This is a genomic window from Pseudomonas cerasi, assembly GCF_900074915.1.
GTDB classification, from domain to species: Bacteria; Pseudomonadota; Gammaproteobacteria; order Pseudomonadales; family Pseudomonadaceae; genus Aquipseudomonas; species Aquipseudomonas cerasi.
This window is the reverse complement of record NZ_LT222319.1, coordinates 4,410,483-4,430,734: the sequence shown is the minus strand read 5'-3', so window position 1 is coordinate 4,430,734 and position 20,252 is coordinate 4,410,483. Positions and strand designations below refer to the sequence as shown.

The window sequence follows — 20,252 nt, the reverse complement described above, 5'->3', positions numbered from 1 at the left end:
TTACAGCTTGCCGTCGACGGCCATCTGCACGTAGCTGGGGTCAAAGTGCAGCTTGAGATTGCCCTTGTCGCCGAGCATCACGCCATTGGCGAACGACATGCCGACCGCATCGGCATCGCGTGCGCCTTCGCCGAGCAAACCATGGGCGAACGAGAAGTCAGCCACCTTGCGCTGGGTGTCCGGCAGCTGTTTGCTGGTCGCGAACTCAAGGGCTTCCTTGGGCGTGGCAAACAGCTTGGTGGTGTCCAGTTGCGCCTGGAAGCCGGCCAGATCGGTCCCCGATGCCTTGGCCATGTGTTCCAGCGCAGCCTTGCTCTGAGCGTTTTTGGCGTTCATCAGCGCGACCACTTCAAACCAGGCGCCAGTCAGGGCCTTGCCCAGGGCCGGGTTGTCTTTCAAGGTCTGAGTGTTGACGACCATCATGTCCATGATCTCGCCAGGAATCTGGCTGGAGTTGAACACTTCGGTGACGCCGGGCCTGGCCTTGATGTCCGAAAGCATCGGGTTCCAGGTGGTGACCGCCTGTACATCGTCAGTATTGAAGGCTGCCGAGATATCGGCATCCGAGGTATTGACCACCTTGAGGTCTTTTTCACTGAGCTTGACGCTGTCCAGCGCTCGGGCCAGCAGGTAGTGGGAGACCGACAGTTCGACCAGATTGACGTCCATGCCTTTCAGATCGGCGACTTTCTTGCCTTCGCCCTTGAGCACGATGCCGTCATTGCCATTGGAGAAGTCGCTGACGATCAGTGCCGTGCTTTCCACGCCACCTGCGGCCGGGATGGTAAGGGCGTCCATGTTGGTCATGGTGCAGCCATCGAACTGGCCGGCGGTGTACTGATTGATGGATTCGACGTAGTCGTTGAGCTGGGTGACATCGATCTTGATGCCGTACTTTTTCGCCCACTTGTCGACGATGCCCTGGCTACCCGCGTATTCCCACGGCATCCAGCCTGCGTAGATGGTCCAGCAGACGTTGAAGTGATCTTTCTGGGCGGCATTCGCCGAGAGGCTCAACGCAGCAAGCAGGCCTGCCGTCAGCAGGCCGAAGAGACGAGACTTTTGCATGTTGAGAAATCTCCAGTAGTGAAAAAAGGCGGCCAGGAGCAACGTGACACCACTGGTGTCCCTGTCTCCCGGGCTTTTGTCCCGCCGTGTAACCTCTACTGGAGGTCGCCAACTCTCGGACCAGCCACTTGCCTGGCGGCAAGCCGGAACCCTAGTCGGCTATTGCAAATTGTGGTGCCGCGAACCTGTGTTGACTCCTGCACACCCATCATCAAGCGAGAGTTGTGCCAACTTGTGCCGCGCCTTGTTTTTCAAGGGCCGGGCGAGTCGTCTTCGGTCATCTGTCGCAGGAGTCGCCTTGTGCTGGTGCGAGGGCGCACCGTGATGAGGCAAGGGTGGGTGAAATGTTTTGTAGCATCTTTGTAGAACGTTGAAATACGCCTGCAGGCCTTGGTTGCAGAGCCTTTGCGAGACAGTGACGGGCCATTCATAGCCAGGCCTCGACGCTGCCCGAAGGCACTAGAGTGCCTTTTCGATGTCAGATAATTCGTCCGCCAACCGCTTTGACGGACGCCGACCAGCGTCGCTGGATTGGCCCAATCGCGGTCCAGGAGGCCGCCATGTATCGAAGACCCTTGCTTATCACGTTGCTGACCCTTTTCCTTTCTGGTTGCTACGCAGGTCCCGGTTACTACGAATCCGATGTGTACACGCAGCCGACTGTCGTTGGCGGCGCCTACGCGTATGACAATGGCTACCGCTCTACCTACTACCAGGAGCGACGCATCTATGTGGCGCCTCAACCGCGCTATTACACCCAGCCTCGCTACTACGCCCCGGCACCCCGCTATTACGCGCCACCGCCCCCGCCGCGCTACTACCAGCCGGGACGTCCACCGGGTTATGGCTGGAGAAACGATGGCTTTGGCCGCAATGACGGCTTTCGCGGCAATGGTGGCTTCGGCCGCAACGACGGCTTCCGCGGCGACCGAGGCTGGGACGATCATGGTGGGCGTGGCGGACGAGATGGCCGTGATCATGGAAGAGGTGGGCGCGGCGATGGTCGTGGTGGGCATCGATAGCTGAAGTCTGCGTGCTCACTGTCATGCCAACGCAGCAAGCTGACTGCTGTGAACTGACCAGCGTGCCGATGCCCCGCGTCGGCACGCTCTTCTTTAGGCTCTGCGTCCGATCTTGAGGGCGCATGTCGCAACCGGCATTGACTTTGCGGCCCGGCTTTCCTAGTGTCCGCGCATTGTTTTTACCGGATGTAACCATGACTAGCGACGACCGCATCAAGCTTGAGCCCAGCTGGAAAAACGCCCTGCGTGACGAATTCGAACAACCCTACATGGCTCAATTGCGCGAGTTTCTGCGTCAGGAGCACGCGGCCGGCAAGGAAATCTATCCGCCCGGGCCACTGATCTTCAATGCATTGAACTCCACGCCGCTGGATAACGTGAAAGTGGTCATCCTTGGCCAGGACCCTTATCACGGCCCGAATCAGGCGCATGGCCTGTGCTTCTCGGTGCAGCCGGGTGTGCCGACGCCGCCATCGCTGGTCAACATCTACAAAGAGCTGAAACGCGACCTGAACATCGATATTCCGAACCACGGTTGCCTGCAATCCTGGGCTGATCAGGGCGTTTTGTTGCTGAATACCACCCTCACTGTCGAGCGCGCCAACGCGGCTTCCCATGCAGGAAAAGGCTGGCAGCACTTCACCGACCGGATCATTCAAGTGGTCAGCGAGCACCAGCCGCATCTGGTGTTCCTGCTGTGGGGCGCTCATGCGCAGAGCAAGCAGAAACTGGTCGATGCGACCAAGCATCTGGTGCTGACCTCCGTCCATCCGTCGCCGTTGTCAGCCTACAAAGGCTTCCTGGGCAATGGACACTTCGGACGGGCCAACAAGTACCTTGAGCAAAACGGCATCGCGCCGATCGACTGGCGCTTGCCTGCGCTTTGATTTGAGAGGATTCCAGCGACCTGTTCAGTCAGCGAGCCGTTTGCTCCAGCGCCGGTACAACGGCTCGGCAAGAAACAGCACGAACAGCAGGCGCATGACCTGCATGGCCGTGACCAGCGGCACCGACAGTTGCAGCACTTCGGCGGTCAGGCTCATCTCTGCGATGCCGCCGGGCATCATGCCCAGCGTCAGTGAACGCAGGTCCAGGTGGGTGAGGGCGCTCAGCGCCAGTGCCGCCAGCGCGGCGATCAGCATGGTCAAGGCAGTGCCCAGAAGCGTGCGCGCGAGGAACGATGGCGCACGCCGAAAGAACTCCCGATTGAAATGACAACCCAGCCCGCTGCCGATCAGCAACTGACCGAGCTGACTGGCACCGTTGGGCAGGCCGATTTTCAAATCCCAGACCACGCTCGCCACGGCACTGAGCAACAGCGGGCCGAACAGCCAGGGATTGGGCTGTTTGAGACGTTGCCACAGCCAGGCCAGCGCAGCCCCGAGCGGCAGCAGAACGGCCAGCCAGCGCCAGTCCACGATGCTGGCATGCAAGGCGGGTGCGCCATCACCCAGCAGGTATTTGAAGATCGCCGGCACGCACAGTACTACGGCAAGTACCCGCAGACTTTGCGCGGCAGCGACACTGCTCAGCGTTGCACCGTTACGTGCGCCAAGGTTGACCATCTCCCCGGAACCGCCCGGCATGCTGGAGAAGAACGCGGTAGGGCGATCCTCTCCGGTACGCAGCATCAGCCACACGCCGACCAGGCACGACAGACTGGTGACCAGGGCTCCGATGAAAATCAGCCCGAAATGCGCCAGTACCTGTTCGATGACTACCGGCGTGAAGTGCAGGCCGATGCCGATCCCGATGATCAACTGACCGAACTTGCGACCGCCGGGAATCTGCGCCAGTTGCCAAGGTGTCAGGCAGCGCACCAGAATGATTGCCAGCAACGAGCCCACCATCCATGGCAACGGCCAGCCGACCTGGCTGGCGAGGTAGCCGCCCAGCAGGCCGACCAGCGGCGTTGCCCACCATTGGCGCAGAGACGAATCAGCCATGCGCCGCAGCGGCCTGCTGTCTGGCGCGCTTGCGCCAGATGCGCAGCAGCGGGAACAGCAGCATGAACACGGTTACCACCCAGACCCCGAGAGTGATCGGGCTGGACCAGAGGATCCCCAGTTCGCCGTTGGAGATCGACAGGGCGCGACGCAGGTTCTGCTCCATCAGACCGCCAAGGATGAACCCGAGCAGGATCGGCGACAGCGGGAAGTCCAGCTTGCGCAGGATGTAGCCGAAGATACCGATACCGACCATCAGGAACAGGTCGAACGTGGTGGCGTGCACCGCATACACACCGATGCCGGTGATGATCGCAATCACCGGGACCAGTGCCCAGTTCGGCACGGCAAGGATGCGCGTGAAGAGGCGAATCATCGGGATGTTGAGGATCACCAGCATGATGTTGGCGATGAACAACGACGCGATAAGGCCCCAGACGATGTCCGGCTGCTGTTGAAACAGCATCGGGCCAGGCGTGATGTTGTAAAGCGACAAGGCGCCGATCATTACCGCCGTGGTGCCTGAACCCGGCACGCCCAGCGTCAGCATCGGCACCAGGGCGCCGCAGGCCGTTGCGCCGATGGCCGTCTCGGGTGCGGCCAGGCCACGCATGTCGCCCTGGCCGAACTTGCCGCTGGCGCCGGCGATGCGTTTTTCCGTCATGTAAGCGACCGCGCTGGCCAGCGTCGCACCGGCGCCAGGCAATACGCCAAGGATGAACCCCAGCAGACCGCAGCGAATGTTCACCACGAACACGGCAGCGGCTTCCTTGACGTTGAACATCATGCGCCCGGTGGCCTTGACGGCCTCCTGACCGCGATGGGTCTTCTCCAGCAGCAAAAGGATTTCGCTGATCGAAAACAGGCCCAGCACCAGCACCACGAACTGAATGCCATCGGTGAGGTGAATATTGTCGCCCGTGAAACGGTATACCCCGCTGTTGGCATCGATACCTACTGCAGACAGGAACAGCCCGATCAGCGCGGCAATGAACGTCTTCAACGGCCGGTCACCGGCCATCCCGCCCAGACAGACGATCGCGAAGACCATCAGCACGAAGTATTCCGCCGGGCCGAAGGCAATCGCCCATTTGGCGAGCAGGGGCGCGAACAGCACCATGCCGCAGGTGGCGATGAACGCGCCGATGAACGAACTCCATGCCGAGAGCGACAGTGCAACGCCAGCCAGGCCCTGGCGGGCCATCGGGTAGCCGTCCAGGGTGGTCATCACGGTGGACGCTTCACCCGGGATGTTCAGCAGGATCGAGCTGATACGCCCGCCGTATTCGCAGCCCAGGTAGACGGCTGCCAGCAGAATCAGCGCCGATTCGGGCGGCAGGCCCAGTGCGAAAGCGATAGGGATCAGCAGCGCCACACCGTTGATCGGTCCAAGCCCCGGCAGCAGGCCGACGACAGTACCGATCAATGTTCCGCACAGCGCCGTGATCAGGTTGTAAGGCGTCAGGGCGACACCGAAGCCCTGGCCCAGATAACCGAAAGTATCCATTTTAATTCTCCAGAACGCTGAGCAGGCCCAAAGGCAGGGGGACGTCCATGGCCTTGTCGAACAGCATGTACAGGCCGACGCTCATCAGAATCACCACCACCACGCTCGGCAGCCAGCGGCCGCCATACAGGCGCGCCATGGGAATGCCGATCAGAATGCTGCTGAGGATGAAGCCCAGCGGTTCGAACAGCCCCGCGAATATCAGCAGCAGGACGATGCACACGCCGATCTTGATCAGGGTCTCGCGATCCAGCTCCGGGTCTTCCTCGGTGTGCACGATGGGCGTGGGTCTGATCAGCAGGTACAGCAGGGCGACGCTCATCAGCCCGAGCATCAGCAGCGGGAAGGCGCGTGGTCCGACCGGTTCATAGGAAAAAGGTGCCTGATAAGGCCAGGCCATGAGGGCCAGGCCTGCGCATGCCAGTAACAGCAGGCCAGCGAAGATGCGTTGTATGACCATGAGAAGCTCCTGAGTCGCGCCCCTGCAGCGGGTGCAACTGAATGTCAGTCAATTGAGTTCAATTACTGAATCAGGCCGAATTCCTTGGCCATCAACTTGTAGTCGGCGACCTGCTTCTTGACGTAGGTGTCCAGTTCCGCGCCGGTCATGGCGAACGGGAACAGCTCGCGCTGGTCGCGCAGTTTGGCGAAGTCCTCGGAAGCCAGGATCTTATCGAACGAAGCTTTCCACCAGTTGTAGTCTTCGTCGCTGACCTTCGGCCCGAGGTAGAAGCCACGTACCACCGGCCAGACGATGTCGTAGCCCTGTTCCTTGGCGGTGGGGATGCCTTTCATTTCAGGTTCGTCGATACGCTTTTCGGCGAACACCGCTAGCAGGCGCATATCGCCGCTCAGAATGTGCGGCATGGAGTCGGAAATATCGGTACTGCCCACCTGGATGTGGCCGCCGAGCAGCGCGGTGGCGATTTCACCGCCGCCTTCGAGTGCCACGTAGCGCAGTGCGCGCGGGTTGATGCCGGCGGCCTTGGCGATCAATGCGGTCTGCATCCAGTCCTGGCTGCCCACGGTGCCGCCTGAGCCGATCACGACTTTGCTCGGGTCGGCTTTCAGCGCCTGGACCAGATCGTCGAGATTCTTGTAGGGCGAGTCGCTCTTCACTGCGATGGCGCCATAGCTGGTGCCCACGGCGGCGAGCCAGCGCACTGCGTTCTCATCGAAACGACCGAATTTGCCCTGCGCCAGATTGAGCAGCGAACCGCTGGACCACGCGACCAGTGTGCCGGCATCGGCGGGGCGCTGCGCAACGACGGCGTTGTAGGCCACCGCGCCGACACCGCCTGGCATGTAGGTGACGCGCATCGGCGAAGTCAGAATCTTCTCGTTGATCAGCGCGCTCTGCACCAGTTTGCAGGTCAGGTCGAATCCGCCACCTGGCGAGGCAGGGGCAATGCATTCCGGACGTTTGGGTTCGGCAAGCAACTGGCTGGCAATCAGCATGCACCCAGCGGTAGCGGCTATGTGGCGCAGGGAAAATTTCATGTTCAGTCTCCAGGGATATTGTTGTTTTTGGCAGAGAGAAGCTGTTCACCATGCGCTTTTGTCACGCGCACGGGAAAACCTGTGTGCTGTGTCACAGGGGCGGGCGTTTGCGCTGAAGTGGTGTTTTGAAGCAGGTGGCGTGAGGAGCGCGCAGAGCAGTCCTCGACGGGAGGTGCTCCATGAGCTGGCAAGCCTGGACGGGCGTAGACATGACGTGACTCCGTTTAGCAATTTATTGTTTTTATTGTTCAGACGCGTCCGGGCGCCTGTTTTTTACGTACCCTTTTATCGGGTCGTCTCTCGATGCTAAACGACAAACCTTTCGTAAACCTTTCAGTTGCCTTTCACGTCTTGACTAGCGAGCCGCGAATCGTTTCTGCCCTTCACAGACGGCGGCCGGCCTGTAAACTCCACCGCCACGAGCCTCGATACCCAGATCGATAACAACAGTGACAATCAGGAGACGGCGATGCGTGTTCTTCTTGTGGAAGATCATCTGCAATTGGCTGAAAGTGTCGCGCAGGCGCTCAAAAGCGCGGGTTTGACCGTTGATGTGCTGCATGATGGCGTGGCTGCCGACCTGGCATTGAACAGCGAGGAGTACGCGGTCGCCATTCTCGATGTCGGGTTGCCGCGCATGGACGGCTTTGAAGTGCTGGCGCGTCTGCGAGCGCGCAGCAAAAACCTGCCGGTGCTGATGCTGACGGCGCGCAGTGACGTCAAGGACCGTGTCCACGGCCTGAATCTGGGTGCCGACGACTACCTGGCCAAGCCTTTCGAACTCTCCGAGCTGGAGGCCAGGGTCAAGGCTTTGCTGCGGCGCAGCGTGCTGGGTGGCGAGCGGCAACAGCGCTGCGGCGTGCTGGCCTACGATCTGGATACGCGACGTTTCACACTCGGCGAAGAGCTGCTGACCCTGACCTCTCGCGAACAGGCAGTGCTGGAAGCGCTTATCGCCCGGCCGGGTCGGGTGATGAGCAAGGAGCAACTGGCGGCGCAGGTGTTCGGGCTCGATGAAGAAGCCAGCCCCGACGCCATCGAGATCTATGTCCATCGTCTGCGCAAAAAGCTCGACGGGCATTCCGTGGCGATCGTGACCTTTCGCGGTCTGGGGTATCTGCTGGAAAGCCGTGATGATTAACGACAGCCTGCGCTGGCGGTTGTTGTGGAACCTGGCCCTGCTGCTGGTGGTGTTGATGCTGGCCAGCGGCATGAGCGCTTACTGGAATGGTCGCGAAGTGGCCGACACCGCCTATGACCGTACGTTGCTGGCTTCCGCGCGAACCATCGCTGCCGGCCTGACCCAGCGTGATGGCACGCTGAGCGCCGACATTCCCTACGTGGCGCTGGATACCTTCGCCTACGATAGCGAAGGGCGCATCTACTATCAGGTCAATGACATTCATCAGAAGCTGATTTCCGGTTATGAAAACCTGCCTTCGCCGCCGCCCGGTACCTTGCGTACCGACGATTACCCGGCCCTGGCGAAATTTTATAACGGGATCTATCAGGGCCAGGATGTGCGGGTTGTCAGTCTGCTCAAACCGGTGACCGACCCGGGCATGAACGGCACCGCTGAAATCCGCGTTGCCGAAACCCAGGAAGCGCGCAAGGGCATGGCGCGCAGCCTGATGGCCGACACATTGCTGCGCCTGGGCATGCTCGGAGGGGGCGCGCTGCTGCTGGTCTGGTTCACGGTCAGCGCGGCATTGCGACCGCTGGAGCGCCTGCGCACCGCCGTCGAGGAGCGTCAGCCGGATGATCTGCGCGCCTTGCCGATGGTTGAAGTGCAGCACGAGCTGCGTCCGTTGGTGGGGGCGCTGAACCACTTCACCGAACGATTGCGCGTGCAGTTCGAGCGCCAGGCGCAATTCATCGCGGATGCCGCCCACGAACTGCGCACGCCGCTGGCCGCCTTGAAGGCGCGGGTCGAGCTGGGGCTGCGCGAACACGACCCGGAGCATTGGCGCAGCACGCTGGAGTCGGCGGCGCTCGGCACCGATCGACTCACGCATCTGGCCAACCAGCTGCTGTCCCTGGCACGCATCGAAAACGGCGCCAGGTCCATCGCCGAGGGCGGGGCGCAACAGCTGGACCTCAGTCAATTGGCCAGAGAGCTGGGCATGGCCATGGCACCGTTGGCTCATTCCCGGGGCGTTGCGCTGGCGCTGGAGGCTGACGAGCCGGTCTGGCTGCGCGGCGAGCCGACCTTGCTGAACGAGTTGCTGAGCAATCTGATCGACAACGCGCTGGCCCATACCTCGCCGGGCGGCAACGTCGTGTTGCGGGTCTATGCGCCGGGCGTTCTGGAGGTCGAGGATGATGGTCCCGGCATTCCGCCCGATGAGCGTGAGCGGGTCTTCGAGCGTTTTTATCGCCGCAGCCAGCAGGGCAGTGGTGCCGGGCTCGGGCTGGCGATTGTGGGCGAAATCTGCCGGGCACATCTGGCCAGGATCACCTTGCACGAGGGGGCTGAGCGTGGCTTGAAGGTAAGGGTCAGTTTCAGCGCCACCTGATGGGGCGAAATTAGTAGAGCATGCTCTTGGCTTCGTCCATCTGGGCGCTGAGCACGCCTTCGCCTCTGGCGAGCCTCAGCTGGCTGTAGGCAGGCAGGTCGACCATTTCGATGAGGCTGAAGGGATGGTCGGTATTCCTATGGATATGCACCGTGGCGATCTGTACCAGGTCGGTGTAGTCAGGGCTTTTCGAGACGCGCGCGAAGTTCTGGAACTGGCCCGGCACACAGGCCAGCGGCTCGGGGAAATCCCATGAGCGCAGCAGGCGCTCGCCGATGACCGGATGAATGCTGTCGATTACGTGGTTGAGGCTGATCGGGTCGGACAGCAGCTCGTAATGGTCTTCGGCATAGGTCAGGATCGGCAGGATCCCGATCAGGTGGATCAGCCCGGCGAGCGTGGCCTGATCGGGTTTCAGACTGGTGTAGTGCTGACACAGGGTGTAGCTGATACCGGCCACCTGCAGGCTTTGCTTCCAGATATCGCGCATCTTCTGCTCGATGACCGGCGACTTGGCGTGGAACATCTGCTCGACCACCAGGCCGATGGCCAGGTTGCAGGTGTAGTTGACGCCCAGGCGTCGAATCGCGGTATTGACGTCGCTGACTTCAAAATTCGGGCGCAGCAGGGGGCTGTTCGCAACCTTGATAAGGCGCGCGGAAAGGGCTGTATCGCTACCGATGACCTTGCTCAGGGCCGAAATACTGATCTCGGTGTCCTCTGCAGCCAGGCGAATCCTCAGTGCCACTTCCGGCAGGGTGGGGAGAAACAAGGCATCTCTGTCGATGGCCTTGATCAAGTTTCTCTGCACCTCGTCAGCCATCTTGCTCATGTTGCATCTCGCAGCTGTTGGGGGTGTCCAGAGTTATCCGCGCGCTCTTCAGAGCGCCAGGCTGTACTGGATCGCTCTAAAGACACTAGGAAGCTGAATGTGTTCGTCTGCTAGCGCTGAGTTTCGAGTTTGCTGTCCAGTGTGTAGGGCAGTTCACTCATTTGCAGCGCCGCGCCTTCTGGCGAACCAAGATTGATACGACCGTCTTCTGCCGCATCACCCTGCAATACCGCGAGCAGCTCGATGTTCTGCCCATCCTGTGCCGCAATGACGACGTTGCCCACTGCGCTGGCATGCACCGGTGAGAACAGTGCCGTACCGGGCTGCGGGATCTCTTCGCCGCTCAGGGTCAGGCGGTAAAGCCTGCGCTTTAGTTTGCCAAGATATTGCATTCTGGCAACGATTTCCTGGCCGGTGTAGCAGCCTTTCTTGAAGCTGACGCCGCCAACCGCTTGCAGATTGATCATCTGCGGAATGAATTCTTCGCGGGTGTTGCCGAACACCTGGCCGATACCGACACGGATCTGGCCCAGCAGCCAGTCGTTCAGCGGGGCTTCGCTCAACTGCGATGCCAGACGCGCTTTGATGCTGTCTGCCTGTGCGCTGCGCACCCAGAGCTCGGCCCGACCTGGCGAGACGCGGATCGCGATCAGGTCATCGGCGCGCACCACGCTATCGGTTTCCTGTGGCAGATCCAGCCCCAGGCTGACCAGCGCAGCGTCCCCGTCCTGCAGACCGAAGCGCACCCAGTCTGCGCTTTCATCCGTGAGCTTCGATTTGGAGAACACTGCGTATTTGCGCAGGTCGAGCAATTGCGCCTCGATCAGTTCGCCAGCCATCGCCAACAGGCAACCGTCGCCCTCGAACACGATGCGAAAACTCGACTGCATCCGGCCTTTCTGCGTGCAACGGGCACCCAGGCTGGATTTGTCTTCATTCAGATAATTGAGGTTGCACGTCAGCTGACCCTGAAGAAACTTGCTGGCATCCACGCCGCGAACGGCGAGAACGCCCTCATGGGTTAGCGTGCAGAAAAAAGCTGTGTGGGCCATGGTCATCGCAGATTGGGAAAAAAGTCCGGGGGCACATCATAGTGCCGAGTCGAGGTTATGCATACGGGTACATGAAAACTGCTGCGACCATTGCGAGATTCGCGCGCCCGGCTCACGGCTGTATACTTGCCGCCTACTTTGAGGAGCGCTCCATGGTCGAAGACGTTGAACTCAACCGCCTTTACTGGCACAGCCGCCGCGGCATGCTTGAACTGGACGTGCTGCTGGTGCCGTTTGTCCGTGAGGTCTATCCACATCTGAATGACGTAGACCGCGATTTGTACCGCCGTCTGCTGACCTGTGAGGATCAGGATATGTTCGGCTGGTTCATGCAGCGCGCCGAATCCGAAGACGCTGAATTGCAGCGTATGGTTCGCATGATTCTGGATCGTGTCCAGCCCCAGTGATCGCTTTGAATGTCACTGGCAGGCTTCGCGTCTGCTGGTGACGGCGTATCTTGCGGTTCAGTCGCTGGCACTGGTCGCGTTGTACTGGCTGGACATCGCCGCGTGGGCTGCGGCGCTGGGTGCGCTGATGTGCCTGGTGCACGCTGTCCGCGTGATACCACGCTCCATCCTGCTGACGCATCCGGCGGCATTCACTGCACTCAAGCGCGATCATCAAGGCTGGCAGCTGTGGAATGCATGTGACGGCTGGCAGTCTGTGCAGTTATGCCCCGACAGCCTTGCCTTGCCGTGGGTGGTCATTCTGCGTTTTCGCCCGATTATCGCCGGTCGGCCAGGACGATCAATAAACAGTTGTTGTATCCCGCATGACGCATTGACGCCGGACATTCATCGACGTCTGCGTGTACGTTTGAAATTCAGCCGGCATAGGTGGGCGGCACCAGAATAGTGTCCAGCGCCTCCGGCAACATATCGGGATAATCCAGCGTGTAATGCAGGCCGCGGCTTTCCTTGCGCTGCATGGCCGAGCGGATCATCAGTTCCGCGACCTGCGCCAGATTGCGCAACTCGATCAGGTCACGGCTGACCTTGTAGTTGCTGTAGAACTCGTCGATCTCATCCAGCAGCAGGCGTACGCGGTGTTGAGCGCGCTGCAGGCGTTTGTTGGTGCGCACAATGCCGACGTAGTCCCACATGAACCGCCTCAGCTCGTCCCAGTTGTGCGCGATGATCACGTCCTCGTCCGAGTCGGTGACCTGGCTGGCGTCCCAGGCAGGAAGGTCGGCGGGCATCTGCACGTCAGCCAATTGCTTTTCTATGTCTGCGGCGGCCGATCGGGCATAGACGAAGCACTCCAGCAGCGAGTTGCTGGCCATGCGGTTGGCGCCGTGCAGGCCCGTGAAGCTGGTCTCGCCGATGGCGTACAGGCCCGGCACATCGGTATGCCCCTTGCTGTCCACCATCACGCCGCCACAGGTGTAATGCGCGGCCGGAACCACCGGTATCGGCTCGCGTGTGATGTCGATGGAAAACTCCAGGCAGCGCTCGTAGACGGTTGGAAAGTGCGTCTTGATGAAGGCTTCCGGCTTGTGGCTGATGTCCAGATACACACAGTCGATGCCCAGTCGCTTCATTTCATGGTCTATCGCGCGGGCCACGATATCGCGCGGGGCCAGTTCTGCCCGCTCGTCGAAGCGCTGCATGAAGCGTTCGCCGTTGGGCAGTTTGAGATAGGCCCCTTCGCCACGAAGTGCTTCGGTGATCAGAAAACTCTTGGCCTGCGGGTGATACAGGCAAGTGGGGTGAAACTGGTTGAACTCGAGGTTCGCCACCCGGCAGCCGGAACGCCAGGCCATGGCGATGCCGTCGCCACAGGCGCCGTCAGGGTTGCTGGTGTACAGATAGACCTTGGCGGCGCCACCCGACGCCAGGATAGTGAAGCGCGCGCTGTAAGTATCCACTTCGCCACTGTGGCGGTTGAGCACATAGGCACCGAGGCAGCGCTGGCCGTCCAGGCCGAGGCGGCGTTCAGTGATCAGGTCGATGGCAGCGCGCTGATCGAGCAGTTCAATGTTGGGTCGCTTGATCGCCTGTTCCAGCAGGGTGCGAAAAATCGCTGCGCCCGTGGCATCTGCAGCATGAATGATCCGCCGATGGCTATGGCCGCCTTCACGCGTCAGGTGAAATTCAAATCCGCTTTCGTCGGTGTCTGCGTCATCGCCACGGGTAAAAGGTACGCCTTGATCGATCAGCCATTGAATCGCCTCGCGGCTGTGCTCGACGGTGAAGCGCACAGCGTCTTCGTCGCAAAGGCCGCCGCCTGCGTTCAGCGTGTCCTCAACATGAGATTGCACGGTGTCGGTGTCATCCAGTACTGCCGCAACGCCGCCCTGTGCCCAGAAGGTCGAGCCATTGGCGAGATCGCCCTTGCTCAGGACTGCAATCCGCAGGTGGTCGGGAAGGGTCAGTGCCAGGCTCAACCCGGCCGCGCCGCTGCCGATTACCAGTACGTCATGCTGAAAATGTTGACTCATCTGCGAATTCTGCCCTTGGCGACCACTAGTATAAGTATTGGGGTAACGGCACAATAGCCTCGCCTACATGGCAATGTGAGACCACGGCGGGTCTGGATTGTGCTCCAGTCCTCGACGTCATGCCTATTGATTTCCTTTTGTTGAGTTGCTGGAAATGCTCCAGTGTATTGATTTAAGGGAGTTTTATGCAGTTTGCGGCTCACGCCAGCGGTTGTGCCAATGGAACTTTTCTTAAAGAACCATGCTCAATAGCAGGTTGCCTACACAGGAACAGCGTCGATTTCGCAGGGTTAGATAAGTGATCATCAACTGCGAAACCGGCGACAAGACTATTCGCGCAGCCGACCGTGTCGAGCTGCGTTTTTCGTGCAGGCTTTACGATGGCTTGCAGGAAACTTGCTTGAAGGGGGAGAACTTTTGCGAAAAGCCCGAGTCTATGTTTGCGAGCCTGAACAATATCAGTTGCAACACTCCTTCATGCTTAACGAGGAGTGTTCATGCTAACCCAGGAAGAGGATCAGCAGCTTGTCGAACGCGTACAGCGTGGCGATACGCGAGCATTTGATCTGTTGGTGCTGAAGTATCAGCACAAAATTCTAGGGTTGATCGTGCGATTCGTGCACGACACCCATGAGGCTCAAGACGTTGCACAGGAAGCCTTTATCAAGGCTTATCGTGCTCTCGGAAATTTTCGCGGCGACAGTGCTTTCTACACCTGGCTGTACCGCATCGCCATTAACACGGCGAAGAACTATCTGGTTTCGCGAGGTCGGCGGCCACCGGATAGCGATGTAAGGTCTGAAGACGCGGAGTTCTACGACGGCGACCACGGCCTCAAGGACATCGAGTCGCCGGAGCGTGCATTGTTGAGGGATGAGATCGAGGGCACCGTCCATCGGACCATCCAGCTTCTCCCGGAAGATTTACGTACGGCACTAACTTTACGTGAATTCGATGGTCTGAGTTATGAAGACATTGCGAGCGTCATGCAGTGTCCTGTTGGTACCGTGCGCTCTCGGATCTTCCGCGCTCGGGAAGCCATCGATAAAGCCCTGCAGCCGTTGTTGCAGGAATCCTGAGACAGCGGCGATAGCCCAAGAGAGGAACCCGCCATGAGTCGTGAAGCCCTGCAGGAATCGCTGTCCGCGGTACTTGATAATGAAGCGGACGAACTGGAATTACGTCGGGTATTGAATGCCATTGACGATGCCGATACTCGCGCCACCTGGTCGCGTTACCAAGTTGCTCGTGCAGCGATGCACAAAGAGCTGCTGATCCCTCATCTGGATATCTCGGCTGCTGTATCTGCCGCGATCGCCGATGAAGTCAGCCCGCTCAAGGCAGCTCGCGGTCCTTGGCGTACGCTGGGTCGCCTGGCCGTTGCAGCGTCGGTTACCGTAGCCGTTCTGGCTGGTGTCCGCCTGTACAATCAGGACGACATTGCCGGTGCACAACTGGCACAGCAGACCCAACAGCCTGCAAACCTGACTGTTCCGCAAGTGAAAGGCCCGGCCGTACTGGCTGGTTACACTGAAAGCGCCGAGCAAGCACCTGGTCCTATGGCCAATGGTGTATTGCAGGGCGGTGGTCAAGGTGACCAGCGTCTGCCGGGCTATCTGCGTCAGCATGCCCAGGAAGCAGCGTTGAAAGGCACTGAAAGCGCGTTGCCATACGCCCGTGCTGCGAGTCTGGAAAACCGTTAAGGAGGATCATGCGAGCCGTCCCTCTACTGCCGCTACTGCTTGGTGGATGGCTTGCCCTACCGGTACAGGCTGATGATGCCCAAGACGCAATCAATCGTCTTGCCAAGGTTGATCAGCAGCAGAGCTATCAGGGTACTTTTGTATACGAGCGCAACGGTAGTTTTTCTACCCACCGAATCTGGCACCGCATAGCGGAAGGTCATGTTCAGGAGCGCTTGCTGCAACTTGATGGTTCTGCTCAGGAAGTGTTGCGTGTTGACGGGCTTACCCAGTGCGTCAGCGGCACACTCGAAGCGGGCGTGGCCAATCCGGCCGACTCATCTGCCCGCGCCTTCGATGTCAAAAGACTCTCCGCCTGGTACGACATAAAAGTTGTCGGCAAATCCAGAGTGGCCGGTCGCCAGGCAACCATCGTTGCGCTGTCCCCCAAGGACCAGCATCGATACGGCCTCGAACTTCACCTGGATAACGAAACCGGTCTTGTGCTCAAGTCGCTTCTATTGAGCGAGAAGGGGCAGTTGCTCGAACGTTTCCAGTTTACCGATCTCGATACCGCCGGTGTTCTGTCCGAGCAAACGCTCAAGACCAGTGCCGATTGCAAACCCGTGTCTGTGGTGAAAACCAAGCCCGAAGCGTCCATAAGTCCTGTGGCCTGGCATTCGGACTGGCTGCCGCCGGGTTTCGAAGTCAGCAGCAGTGGCGTGCGCAAGGACGCCTCCACGCAATCCTCCGTTACCCATCTGATGTATGGTGACGGTCTGGCGCGTTTTTCGGTGTTCATCGAGTCGGTGAAAGGCGGATCTTCCTCGGATATTCGCACCCAGCTAGGCCCTACAGTGGCTGTTTCGCGCCGTCTCACCACGCCGCAGGGCGACATGATGGTGACGGTCGTCGGAGAAGTTCCGATGGGCACTGCGGAGCGCATAGCATTGTCGATGCGTAACGACGAACCTCCAGCCAATAAATAAACATTTGAAGTCACGGATCCCAGGATGTAAAAATTTTCATCCTGGGTTACAGAAGCCGCCAGGCCGCACTCAACCTGGCTCGGGCACAGGCGCTGAAATGTTTGGTGAGGTTTGCAGATTGCAAAAGCTCTGTTTTTTTTCTATAGGTCACAGCCTCGCAGCTCTGGCCTTTTGTCGTTTCCAGAGGCCATGTCGCTGATCCAGAGATGAGCATCGCTGCTTGAGGTCTTTGAGTCGGTTGCTTCGGACTGCTTAATTTTTTCCTCGTTACGAACGGGAGCCATATGTCGATACCACGCATGAAATCCTACTTTTCATTGATTGCCGCTGTGCTGATGCTCGGTCAGGTTGCTACGGCTCAAGCCGAAAACCTGCCGGACTTCACCGGGCTGGTCGAGCAGGCGTCGCCCGCAGTGGTGAATATCAGTACGCGCCAGAAGTTGCCGGACCGTGCCGTCGCCAATCAGCAAATGCCTGATCTGGAAGGCTTGCCGCCGATGCTTCGCGAGTTTCTCGAGCGCAGCATGCCGCCGGGTTCGCGTCCGCCAGGTTCGGGTGCTGGCAAGGGTGATCGCCAGCGTGAGGCCCAGTCCCTCGGCTCGGGTTTCATCATCTCTCCTGACGGCTACGTGCTGACCAATAATCACGTAATCGACGGCGCTGACGAAATTCTCGTACGCCTGTCCGACCGCAGCGAGTTGAAGGCCAAGCTGGTGGGTACCGATCCGCGTACCGACGTTGCCGTCCTGAAAATTGAAGGCAAGGACCTGCCAACTGCCAAGCTGGGTAATTCCAATACGCTCAAGGTCGGCGAATGGGTCCTGGCGATCGGCTCGCCGTTCGGTTTCGACCATTCCGTGACCAAGGGTATCGTCAGTGCCAAGGGGCGCAGCCTGCCTAACGACACCTATGTGCCGTTCATTCAGACCGACGTGGCCATCAACCCGGGTAACTCGGGTGGCCCGCTGTTCAACATGGCGGGCGAGGTCGTCGGGATCAACTCGCAGATCTTCACGCGTTCCGGTGGTTTCATGGGGCTGTCGTTCGCGATTCCGATCGACGTCGCCATGGATGTGGCCAATCAGCTCAAGGCCAATGGCAAAGTCAGCCGCGGCTGGCTGGGTGTGGTCATCCAGGAAGTGAACAAGGACCTCGCCGAGTCGTTTGGCCTGGACAAGCCTGCCGGCGCGCTGGTTGCGCAAGTGCTTGACGACGGCCCGGCTGCCAAGGGTGGTGTGCAGGTGGGTGACGTGATTCTGAGCGCCAACGGTCAGCCAATCGTCATGTCGGCTGACCTGCCGCACCTGATCGGCAACCTCAAGGACGGCAGCAAGGCCGAACTTGAAGTGATTCGCGACGGCAAGCGTCAGAAGCTGACGGTCACCGTCGGTGCACTGCCTGATGAAGGTCAGGAAATGGGCGATGTTGGCGGTACGGGTGCCGAGCGCAGCAGTAATCGTCTGGGCGTATCGGTGATCGAGCTGACCGCCGAGCAGAAGAAATCCCTGGATCTCAAAGGTGGTGTGGCGATCAAGGAAGTCACAGGCGGCCCGGCTTCGCTGATCGGTCTGCAGGCGGGTGATGTGATCACTCACCTGAACAATCAGGCGATCACGTCCAGCAAGCAGTTCACTGAGGTGGCGAAAAGCCTGCCCAAGGATCGCTCTGTCTCGATGCGTGTTCTGCGTCAGGGCCGTGCGACCTTCATTACCTTCAAGCTGTCCGAGTAACCGGTCGGTTTAAGAGGAAAGGGTGGCCATGGCCACCCTTTTTTGTACCCGTTTGTTTACCGTGCGCCGATCCGGGTGCCTGTAAGCGTGACGCCTCTTGCTTAGTTCAGGTACAATTCCCGGCTATTTTTCGGCGGGGAATCTGCCTGCAACCTTTTTGAGTGTTGATCCGTGAGTGATTTGAGTCATATCCGCAATTTCTCCATCATCGCCCACATTGACCATGGCAAGTCGACGCTGGCCGACCGCTTCATTCAAATGTGCGGCGGCCTGACCGAGCGCGAAATGGAAGCGCAGGTGCTCGATTCCATGGATCTTGAGCGCGAGCGCGGGATCACCATCAAGGCCCATAGCGTTACCCTGTATTACAAGGCCAAAGACGGTATTACCTACCAGCTGAACTTCATCGACACCCCCGGGCACGTCGACTTCACCTACGAAGTCAGCCGTTCTCTGGCCGCGTGCGAAGGTGCGTTGCTGGTGGTCGATGCAGGGCAGGGCGTCGAGGCGCAATCGGTCGCCAACTGCTATACCGCCATCGAGCAGGGCCTTGAGGTCATGCCGGTACTGAACAAGATGGACTTGCCGCAGGCCGATCCGGACCGCGTCAAGGAAGAAATCGAGAAGATCATCGGCATCGACGCCACCGATGCCGTGGCGTGCAGCGCCAAGAGCGGCATGGGCGTGGATGAGGTCCTCGAGCGTCTGGTCGCAACCATTCCGGCACCGACCGGCAATATCGAGGATCCGCTGCAGGCGTTGATCATCGACTCCTGGTTCGACAATTACCTGGGCGTCGTGTCCCTGGTGCGTGTGCGCCACGGCCGCGTCAAGAAGGGCGACAAGATTCTCGTCAAGTCGACCGGCAAGCTGCATCTGGTCGACAGCGTGGGCGTGTTCAACCCCAAGCACACGGCAACCGTCGATCTGAAAGCGGGCGAAGTAGGCTTCATCATCGCTGGCATCAAGGACATTCACGGTGCGCCGGTCGGTGACACCCTGACCCTGAGCACCACGCCCGACGTCGACGTGCTGCCCGGCTTCAAGCGTATTCAGCCACAAGTCTATGCAGGCCTGTTCCCGGTCAGCTCGGACGACTTCGAAGACTTCCGTGAAGCGCTGCAGAAGCTGACCCTGAACGACTCTTCACTGCAATACCTGCCCGAGAGCTCCGATGCGCTGGGCTTCGGCTTCCGCTGTGGCTTCCTCGGCATGCTGCACATGGAGATCATCCAGGAACGCCTGGAGCGTGAATACAATCTCGACCTGATCACCACCGCGCCAACCGTAATCTTCGAGCTGTTGCTGAAGACCGGCGAAACGATTTACGTCGATAACCCATCCAAGCTGCCTGACCTCTCGGCCATCGAAGACATGCGCGAGCCCATCGTTCGCGCAAATATTCTTGTGCCGCAGGAGCACCTGGGCAACGTCATTACGTTGTGCATCGAAAAACGTGGCGTACAGCACGACATGCTGTTCCTCGGCACGCAGGTCCAGGTGAGCTACGATTTGCCGATGAACGAAGTGGTTCTGGATTTCTTCGATCGTCTCAAGTCTGTCAGCCGCGGTTATGCTTCGCTGGATTATCATTTTGATCGTTACCAGTCGGCCAACCTGGTCAAGCTCGACGTTCTGATCAACGCCGAGAAGGTCGACGCCCTGGCCCTGATCGTTCACCGCGACAACGCACACTACAAAGGGCGTGCGTTGACCGAGAAGATGAAAGAGCTGATCCCTCGACAGATGTTCGACGTGGCAATTCAGGCAGCTATCGGCGGTCAGATTGTGGCCCGGACAACCGTCAAGGCGCTTAGAAAGAACGTATTGGCCAAATGCTACGGCGGTGACGTCAGCCGCAAGCGTAAATTGCTGGAGAAGCAAAAGGCCGGTAAGAAACGCATGAAGCAGGTCGGCAACGTGGAAATTCCACAGGAAGCCTTCCTTGCAGTGCTCAGGTTGGAATAG

The 20,252-nt window shown here is 59.6% G+C and carries 19 protein-coding genes and 1 riboswitch; of the genes, 11 read left to right on the top strand and 8 right to left on the bottom strand.

Going from position 1 to position 20,252, the window contains the following annotated elements; genetic code table 11:
- Positions 1-1,068: a putative urea ABC transporter substrate-binding protein gene (locus tag PCPL58_RS22040; RefSeq protein ID WP_003363752.1), complete on the bottom strand. Its 1,068-nt coding sequence runs from the start codon at positions 1,066-1,068 to the stop codon at positions 1-3.
- A 63-nt stretch (positions 1,069-1,131) separates the two neighbouring features.
- Positions 1,132-1,234: riboswitch (guanidine-I (ykkC/yxkD leader) on the bottom strand.
- 394 nt (positions 1,235-1,628) lie between these two features.
- Here PCPL58_RS22040 and PCPL58_RS30025 point away from each other — a divergent pair.
- Both PCPL58_RS30025 and ung read left to right on the top strand, forming a co-directional pair.
- Entirely contained in the window at positions 1,629-2,090 is a 462-nt protein-coding gene (locus PCPL58_RS30025) for a hypothetical protein (RefSeq protein WP_083188465.1), read from the top strand.
- Between the two features lie 194 nt (positions 2,091-2,284).
- Positions 2,285-2,977: a uracil-DNA glycosylase gene (gene ung, locus PCPL58_RS22035; RefSeq protein ID WP_003405314.1), complete on the top strand. Its 693-nt coding sequence runs from the start codon at positions 2,285-2,287 to the stop codon at positions 2,975-2,977.
- A 24-nt stretch (positions 2,978-3,001) separates the two neighbouring features.
- On the opposite strand, the gene PCPL58_RS22030 is transcribed toward ung, so the two are convergent.
- The 4 genes from PCPL58_RS22030 to PCPL58_RS22015 all read right to left on the bottom strand — a co-directional run bounded on the left by PCPL58_RS22030 (position 3,002) and on the right by PCPL58_RS22015 (position 7,049).
- Positions 3,002-4,036 (bottom strand): AbrB family transcriptional regulator, encoded by a 1,035-nt coding sequence (locus PCPL58_RS22030; RefSeq protein ID WP_003431330.1) that lies wholly within the window; start codon positions 4,034-4,036, stop codon positions 3,002-3,004.
- The gene (locus PCPL58_RS22025) at positions 4,029-5,543 is read right to left on the bottom strand and encodes a tripartite tricarboxylate transporter permease (protein ID WP_003363746.1); all 1,515 of its coding nucleotides are present in this window, start codon (positions 5,541-5,543) and stop codon (positions 4,029-4,031) included. Before PCPL58_RS22025 ends, PCPL58_RS22030 begins: the two co-directional genes overlap by 8 nt.
- A gap of 1 nt (position 5,544) precedes the next feature.
- The gene (locus tag PCPL58_RS22020) at positions 5,545-6,003 is read right to left on the bottom strand and encodes a tripartite tricarboxylate transporter TctB family protein (RefSeq protein WP_060708208.1); all 459 of its coding nucleotides are present in this window, start codon (positions 6,001-6,003) and stop codon (positions 5,545-5,547) included.
- Between the two features lie 62 nt (positions 6,004-6,065).
- Positions 6,066-7,049 carry a Bug family tripartite tricarboxylate transporter substrate binding protein gene (locus tag PCPL58_RS22015; protein WP_173926090.1) on the bottom strand — a complete coding sequence of 328 codons (984 nt, stop codon included), beginning with the start codon at positions 7,047-7,049 and terminating at the stop codon, positions 6,066-6,068.
- A gap of 463 nt (positions 7,050-7,512) precedes the next feature.
- On the opposite strand from PCPL58_RS22015, the gene PCPL58_RS22010 reads away from it, so the two are divergent.
- A complete protein-coding gene (locus tag PCPL58_RS22010) occupies positions 7,513-8,184 on the top strand; it encodes a response regulator (RefSeq protein ID WP_003363740.1) in 672 nt (223 codons plus the stop codon).
- A complete protein-coding gene (locus tag PCPL58_RS22005) occupies positions 8,177-9,559 on the top strand; it encodes a sensor histidine kinase (RefSeq protein ID WP_065350436.1) in 1,383 nt (460 codons plus the stop codon). Before PCPL58_RS22010 ends, PCPL58_RS22005 begins: the two co-directional genes overlap by 8 nt.
- A gap of 10 nt (positions 9,560-9,569) precedes the next feature.
- Here the strand turns inward: PCPL58_RS22005 and PCPL58_RS22000 are convergent, their stop codons facing one another.
- Together PCPL58_RS22000 and ygfZ are read right to left on the bottom strand one after the other, a co-directional pair.
- A complete protein-coding gene (locus PCPL58_RS22000) occupies positions 9,570-10,391 on the bottom strand; it encodes an HDOD domain-containing protein (RefSeq protein ID WP_003431326.1) in 822 nt (273 codons plus the stop codon).
- A gap of 110 nt (positions 10,392-10,501) precedes the next feature.
- The gene (gene ygfZ, locus PCPL58_RS21995) at positions 10,502-11,443 is read right to left on the bottom strand and encodes a CAF17-like 4Fe-4S cluster assembly/insertion protein YgfZ (protein WP_058416734.1); all 942 of its coding nucleotides are present in this window, start codon (positions 11,441-11,443) and stop codon (positions 10,502-10,504) included.
- Positions 11,444-11,595: 152 nt separating this feature from the next.
- Here ygfZ and PCPL58_RS21990 point away from each other — a divergent pair, with 152 nt between their 5' ends.
- A complete protein-coding gene (locus PCPL58_RS21990) occupies positions 11,596-11,850 on the top strand; it encodes an FAD assembly factor SdhE (RefSeq protein WP_003363729.1) in 255 nt (84 codons plus the stop codon).
- Entirely contained in the window at positions 11,834-12,298 is a 465-nt protein-coding gene (locus PCPL58_RS21985) for a protein YgfX (RefSeq protein ID WP_065350435.1), read from the top strand. The genes PCPL58_RS21990 and PCPL58_RS21985 overlap by 17 nt, the downstream gene beginning before the upstream one ends.
- Here the strand turns inward: PCPL58_RS21985 and nadB are convergent.
- On the bottom strand, positions 12,267-13,883 hold the full coding sequence (gene nadB / locus PCPL58_RS21980) for an L-aspartate oxidase (protein WP_044308869.1): 1,617 nt from the start codon (positions 13,881-13,883) through the stop codon (positions 12,267-12,269). The genes PCPL58_RS21985 and nadB overlap by 32 nt on opposite strands.
- A 497-nt stretch (positions 13,884-14,380) precedes the next feature.
- Here nadB and rpoE point away from each other — a divergent pair, with 497 nt between their 5' ends.
- The 5 genes from rpoE (at position 14,381) to lepA (ending at position 20,252) form a co-directional block, all read left to right on the top strand.
- Positions 14,381-14,962, top strand: a complete 582-nt coding sequence (rpoE, locus tag PCPL58_RS21975) for an RNA polymerase sigma factor RpoE (RefSeq protein ID WP_002554912.1) — start codon at positions 14,381-14,383, stop codon at positions 14,960-14,962.
- Between the two features lie 33 nt (positions 14,963-14,995).
- On the top strand, positions 14,996-15,586 hold the full coding sequence (locus tag PCPL58_RS21970; protein ID WP_003395810.1) for an anti sigma-E factor RseA C-terminal domain-containing protein: 591 nt from the start codon (positions 14,996-14,998) through the stop codon (positions 15,584-15,586).
- Positions 15,587-15,594: 8 nt separating this feature from the next.
- Entirely contained in the window at positions 15,595-16,554 is a 960-nt protein-coding gene (locus PCPL58_RS21965) for a MucB/RseB C-terminal domain-containing protein (protein WP_065350434.1), read from the top strand.
- Between the two features lie 299 nt (positions 16,555-16,853).
- Positions 16,854-18,284, top strand: coding sequence for a DegQ family serine endoprotease (locus PCPL58_RS21960; RefSeq protein ID WP_232002958.1), 1,431 nt, complete (start codon positions 16,854-16,856; stop codon positions 18,282-18,284).
- 171 nt (positions 18,285-18,455) lie between these two features.
- Complete coding sequence (gene lepA, locus PCPL58_RS21955; protein ID WP_024660706.1) at positions 18,456-20,252, top strand: translation elongation factor 4; 1,797 nt, start codon at positions 18,456-18,458, stop codon at positions 20,250-20,252.

Excerpts from the sequence above, each read along its gene's own strand:
- PCPL58_RS21970 (WP_003395810.1), top strand. The coding sequence starts at position 14,996 with ATGAGTCGTGAAGCCCTGCAGGAATCGCTGTCCGCGGTACTTGATAAT.
- PCPL58_RS22040 (WP_003363752.1), bottom strand. The coding sequence starts at position 1,068 with ATGCAAAAGTCTCGTCTCTTCGGCCTGCTGACGGCAGGCCTGCTTGCT.
- PCPL58_RS22005 (WP_065350436.1), top strand. The coding sequence starts at position 8,177 with ATGATTAACGACAGCCTGCGCTGGCGGTTGTTGTGGAACCTGGCCCTG.
- rpoE (WP_002554912.1), top strand. The coding sequence starts at position 14,381 with ATGCTAACCCAGGAAGAGGATCAGCAGCTTGTCGAACGCGTACAGCGT.
- PCPL58_RS22000 (WP_003431326.1), bottom strand. The coding sequence starts at position 10,391 with ATGAGCAAGATGGCTGACGAGGTGCAGAGAAACTTGATCAAGGCCATC.
- PCPL58_RS21965 (WP_065350434.1), top strand. The coding sequence starts at position 15,595 with ATGCGAGCCGTCCCTCTACTGCCGCTACTGCTTGGTGGATGGCTTGCC.
- PCPL58_RS21960 (WP_232002958.1), top strand. The coding sequence starts at position 16,854 with ATGAAATCCTACTTTTCATTGATTGCCGCTGTGCTGATGCTCGGTCAG.
- PCPL58_RS22030 (WP_003431330.1), bottom strand. The coding sequence starts at position 4,036 with ATGGCTGATTCGTCTCTGCGCCAATGGTGGGCAACGCCGCTGGTCGGC.
- PCPL58_RS22020 (WP_060708208.1), bottom strand. The coding sequence starts at position 6,003 with ATGGTCATACAACGCATCTTCGCTGGCCTGCTGTTACTGGCATGCGCA.
- ung (WP_003405314.1), top strand. The coding sequence starts at position 2,285 with ATGACTAGCGACGACCGCATCAAGCTTGAGCCCAGCTGGAAAAACGCC.
- nadB (WP_044308869.1), bottom strand. The coding sequence starts at position 13,883 with ATGAGTCAACATTTTCAGCATGACGTACTGGTAATCGGCAGCGGCGCG.
- ygfZ (WP_058416734.1), bottom strand. The coding sequence starts at position 11,443 with ATGGCCCACACAGCTTTTTTCTGCACGCTAACCCATGAGGGCGTTCTC.
- PCPL58_RS30025 (WP_083188465.1), top strand. The coding sequence starts at position 1,629 with ATGTATCGAAGACCCTTGCTTATCACGTTGCTGACCCTTTTCCTTTCT.
- PCPL58_RS22025 (WP_003363746.1), bottom strand. The coding sequence starts at position 5,543 with ATGGATACTTTCGGTTATCTGGGCCAGGGCTTCGGTGTCGCCCTGACG.
- PCPL58_RS22010 (WP_003363740.1), top strand. The coding sequence starts at position 7,513 with ATGCGTGTTCTTCTTGTGGAAGATCATCTGCAATTGGCTGAAAGTGTC.
- PCPL58_RS21990 (WP_003363729.1), top strand. The coding sequence starts at position 11,596 with ATGGTCGAAGACGTTGAACTCAACCGCCTTTACTGGCACAGCCGCCGC.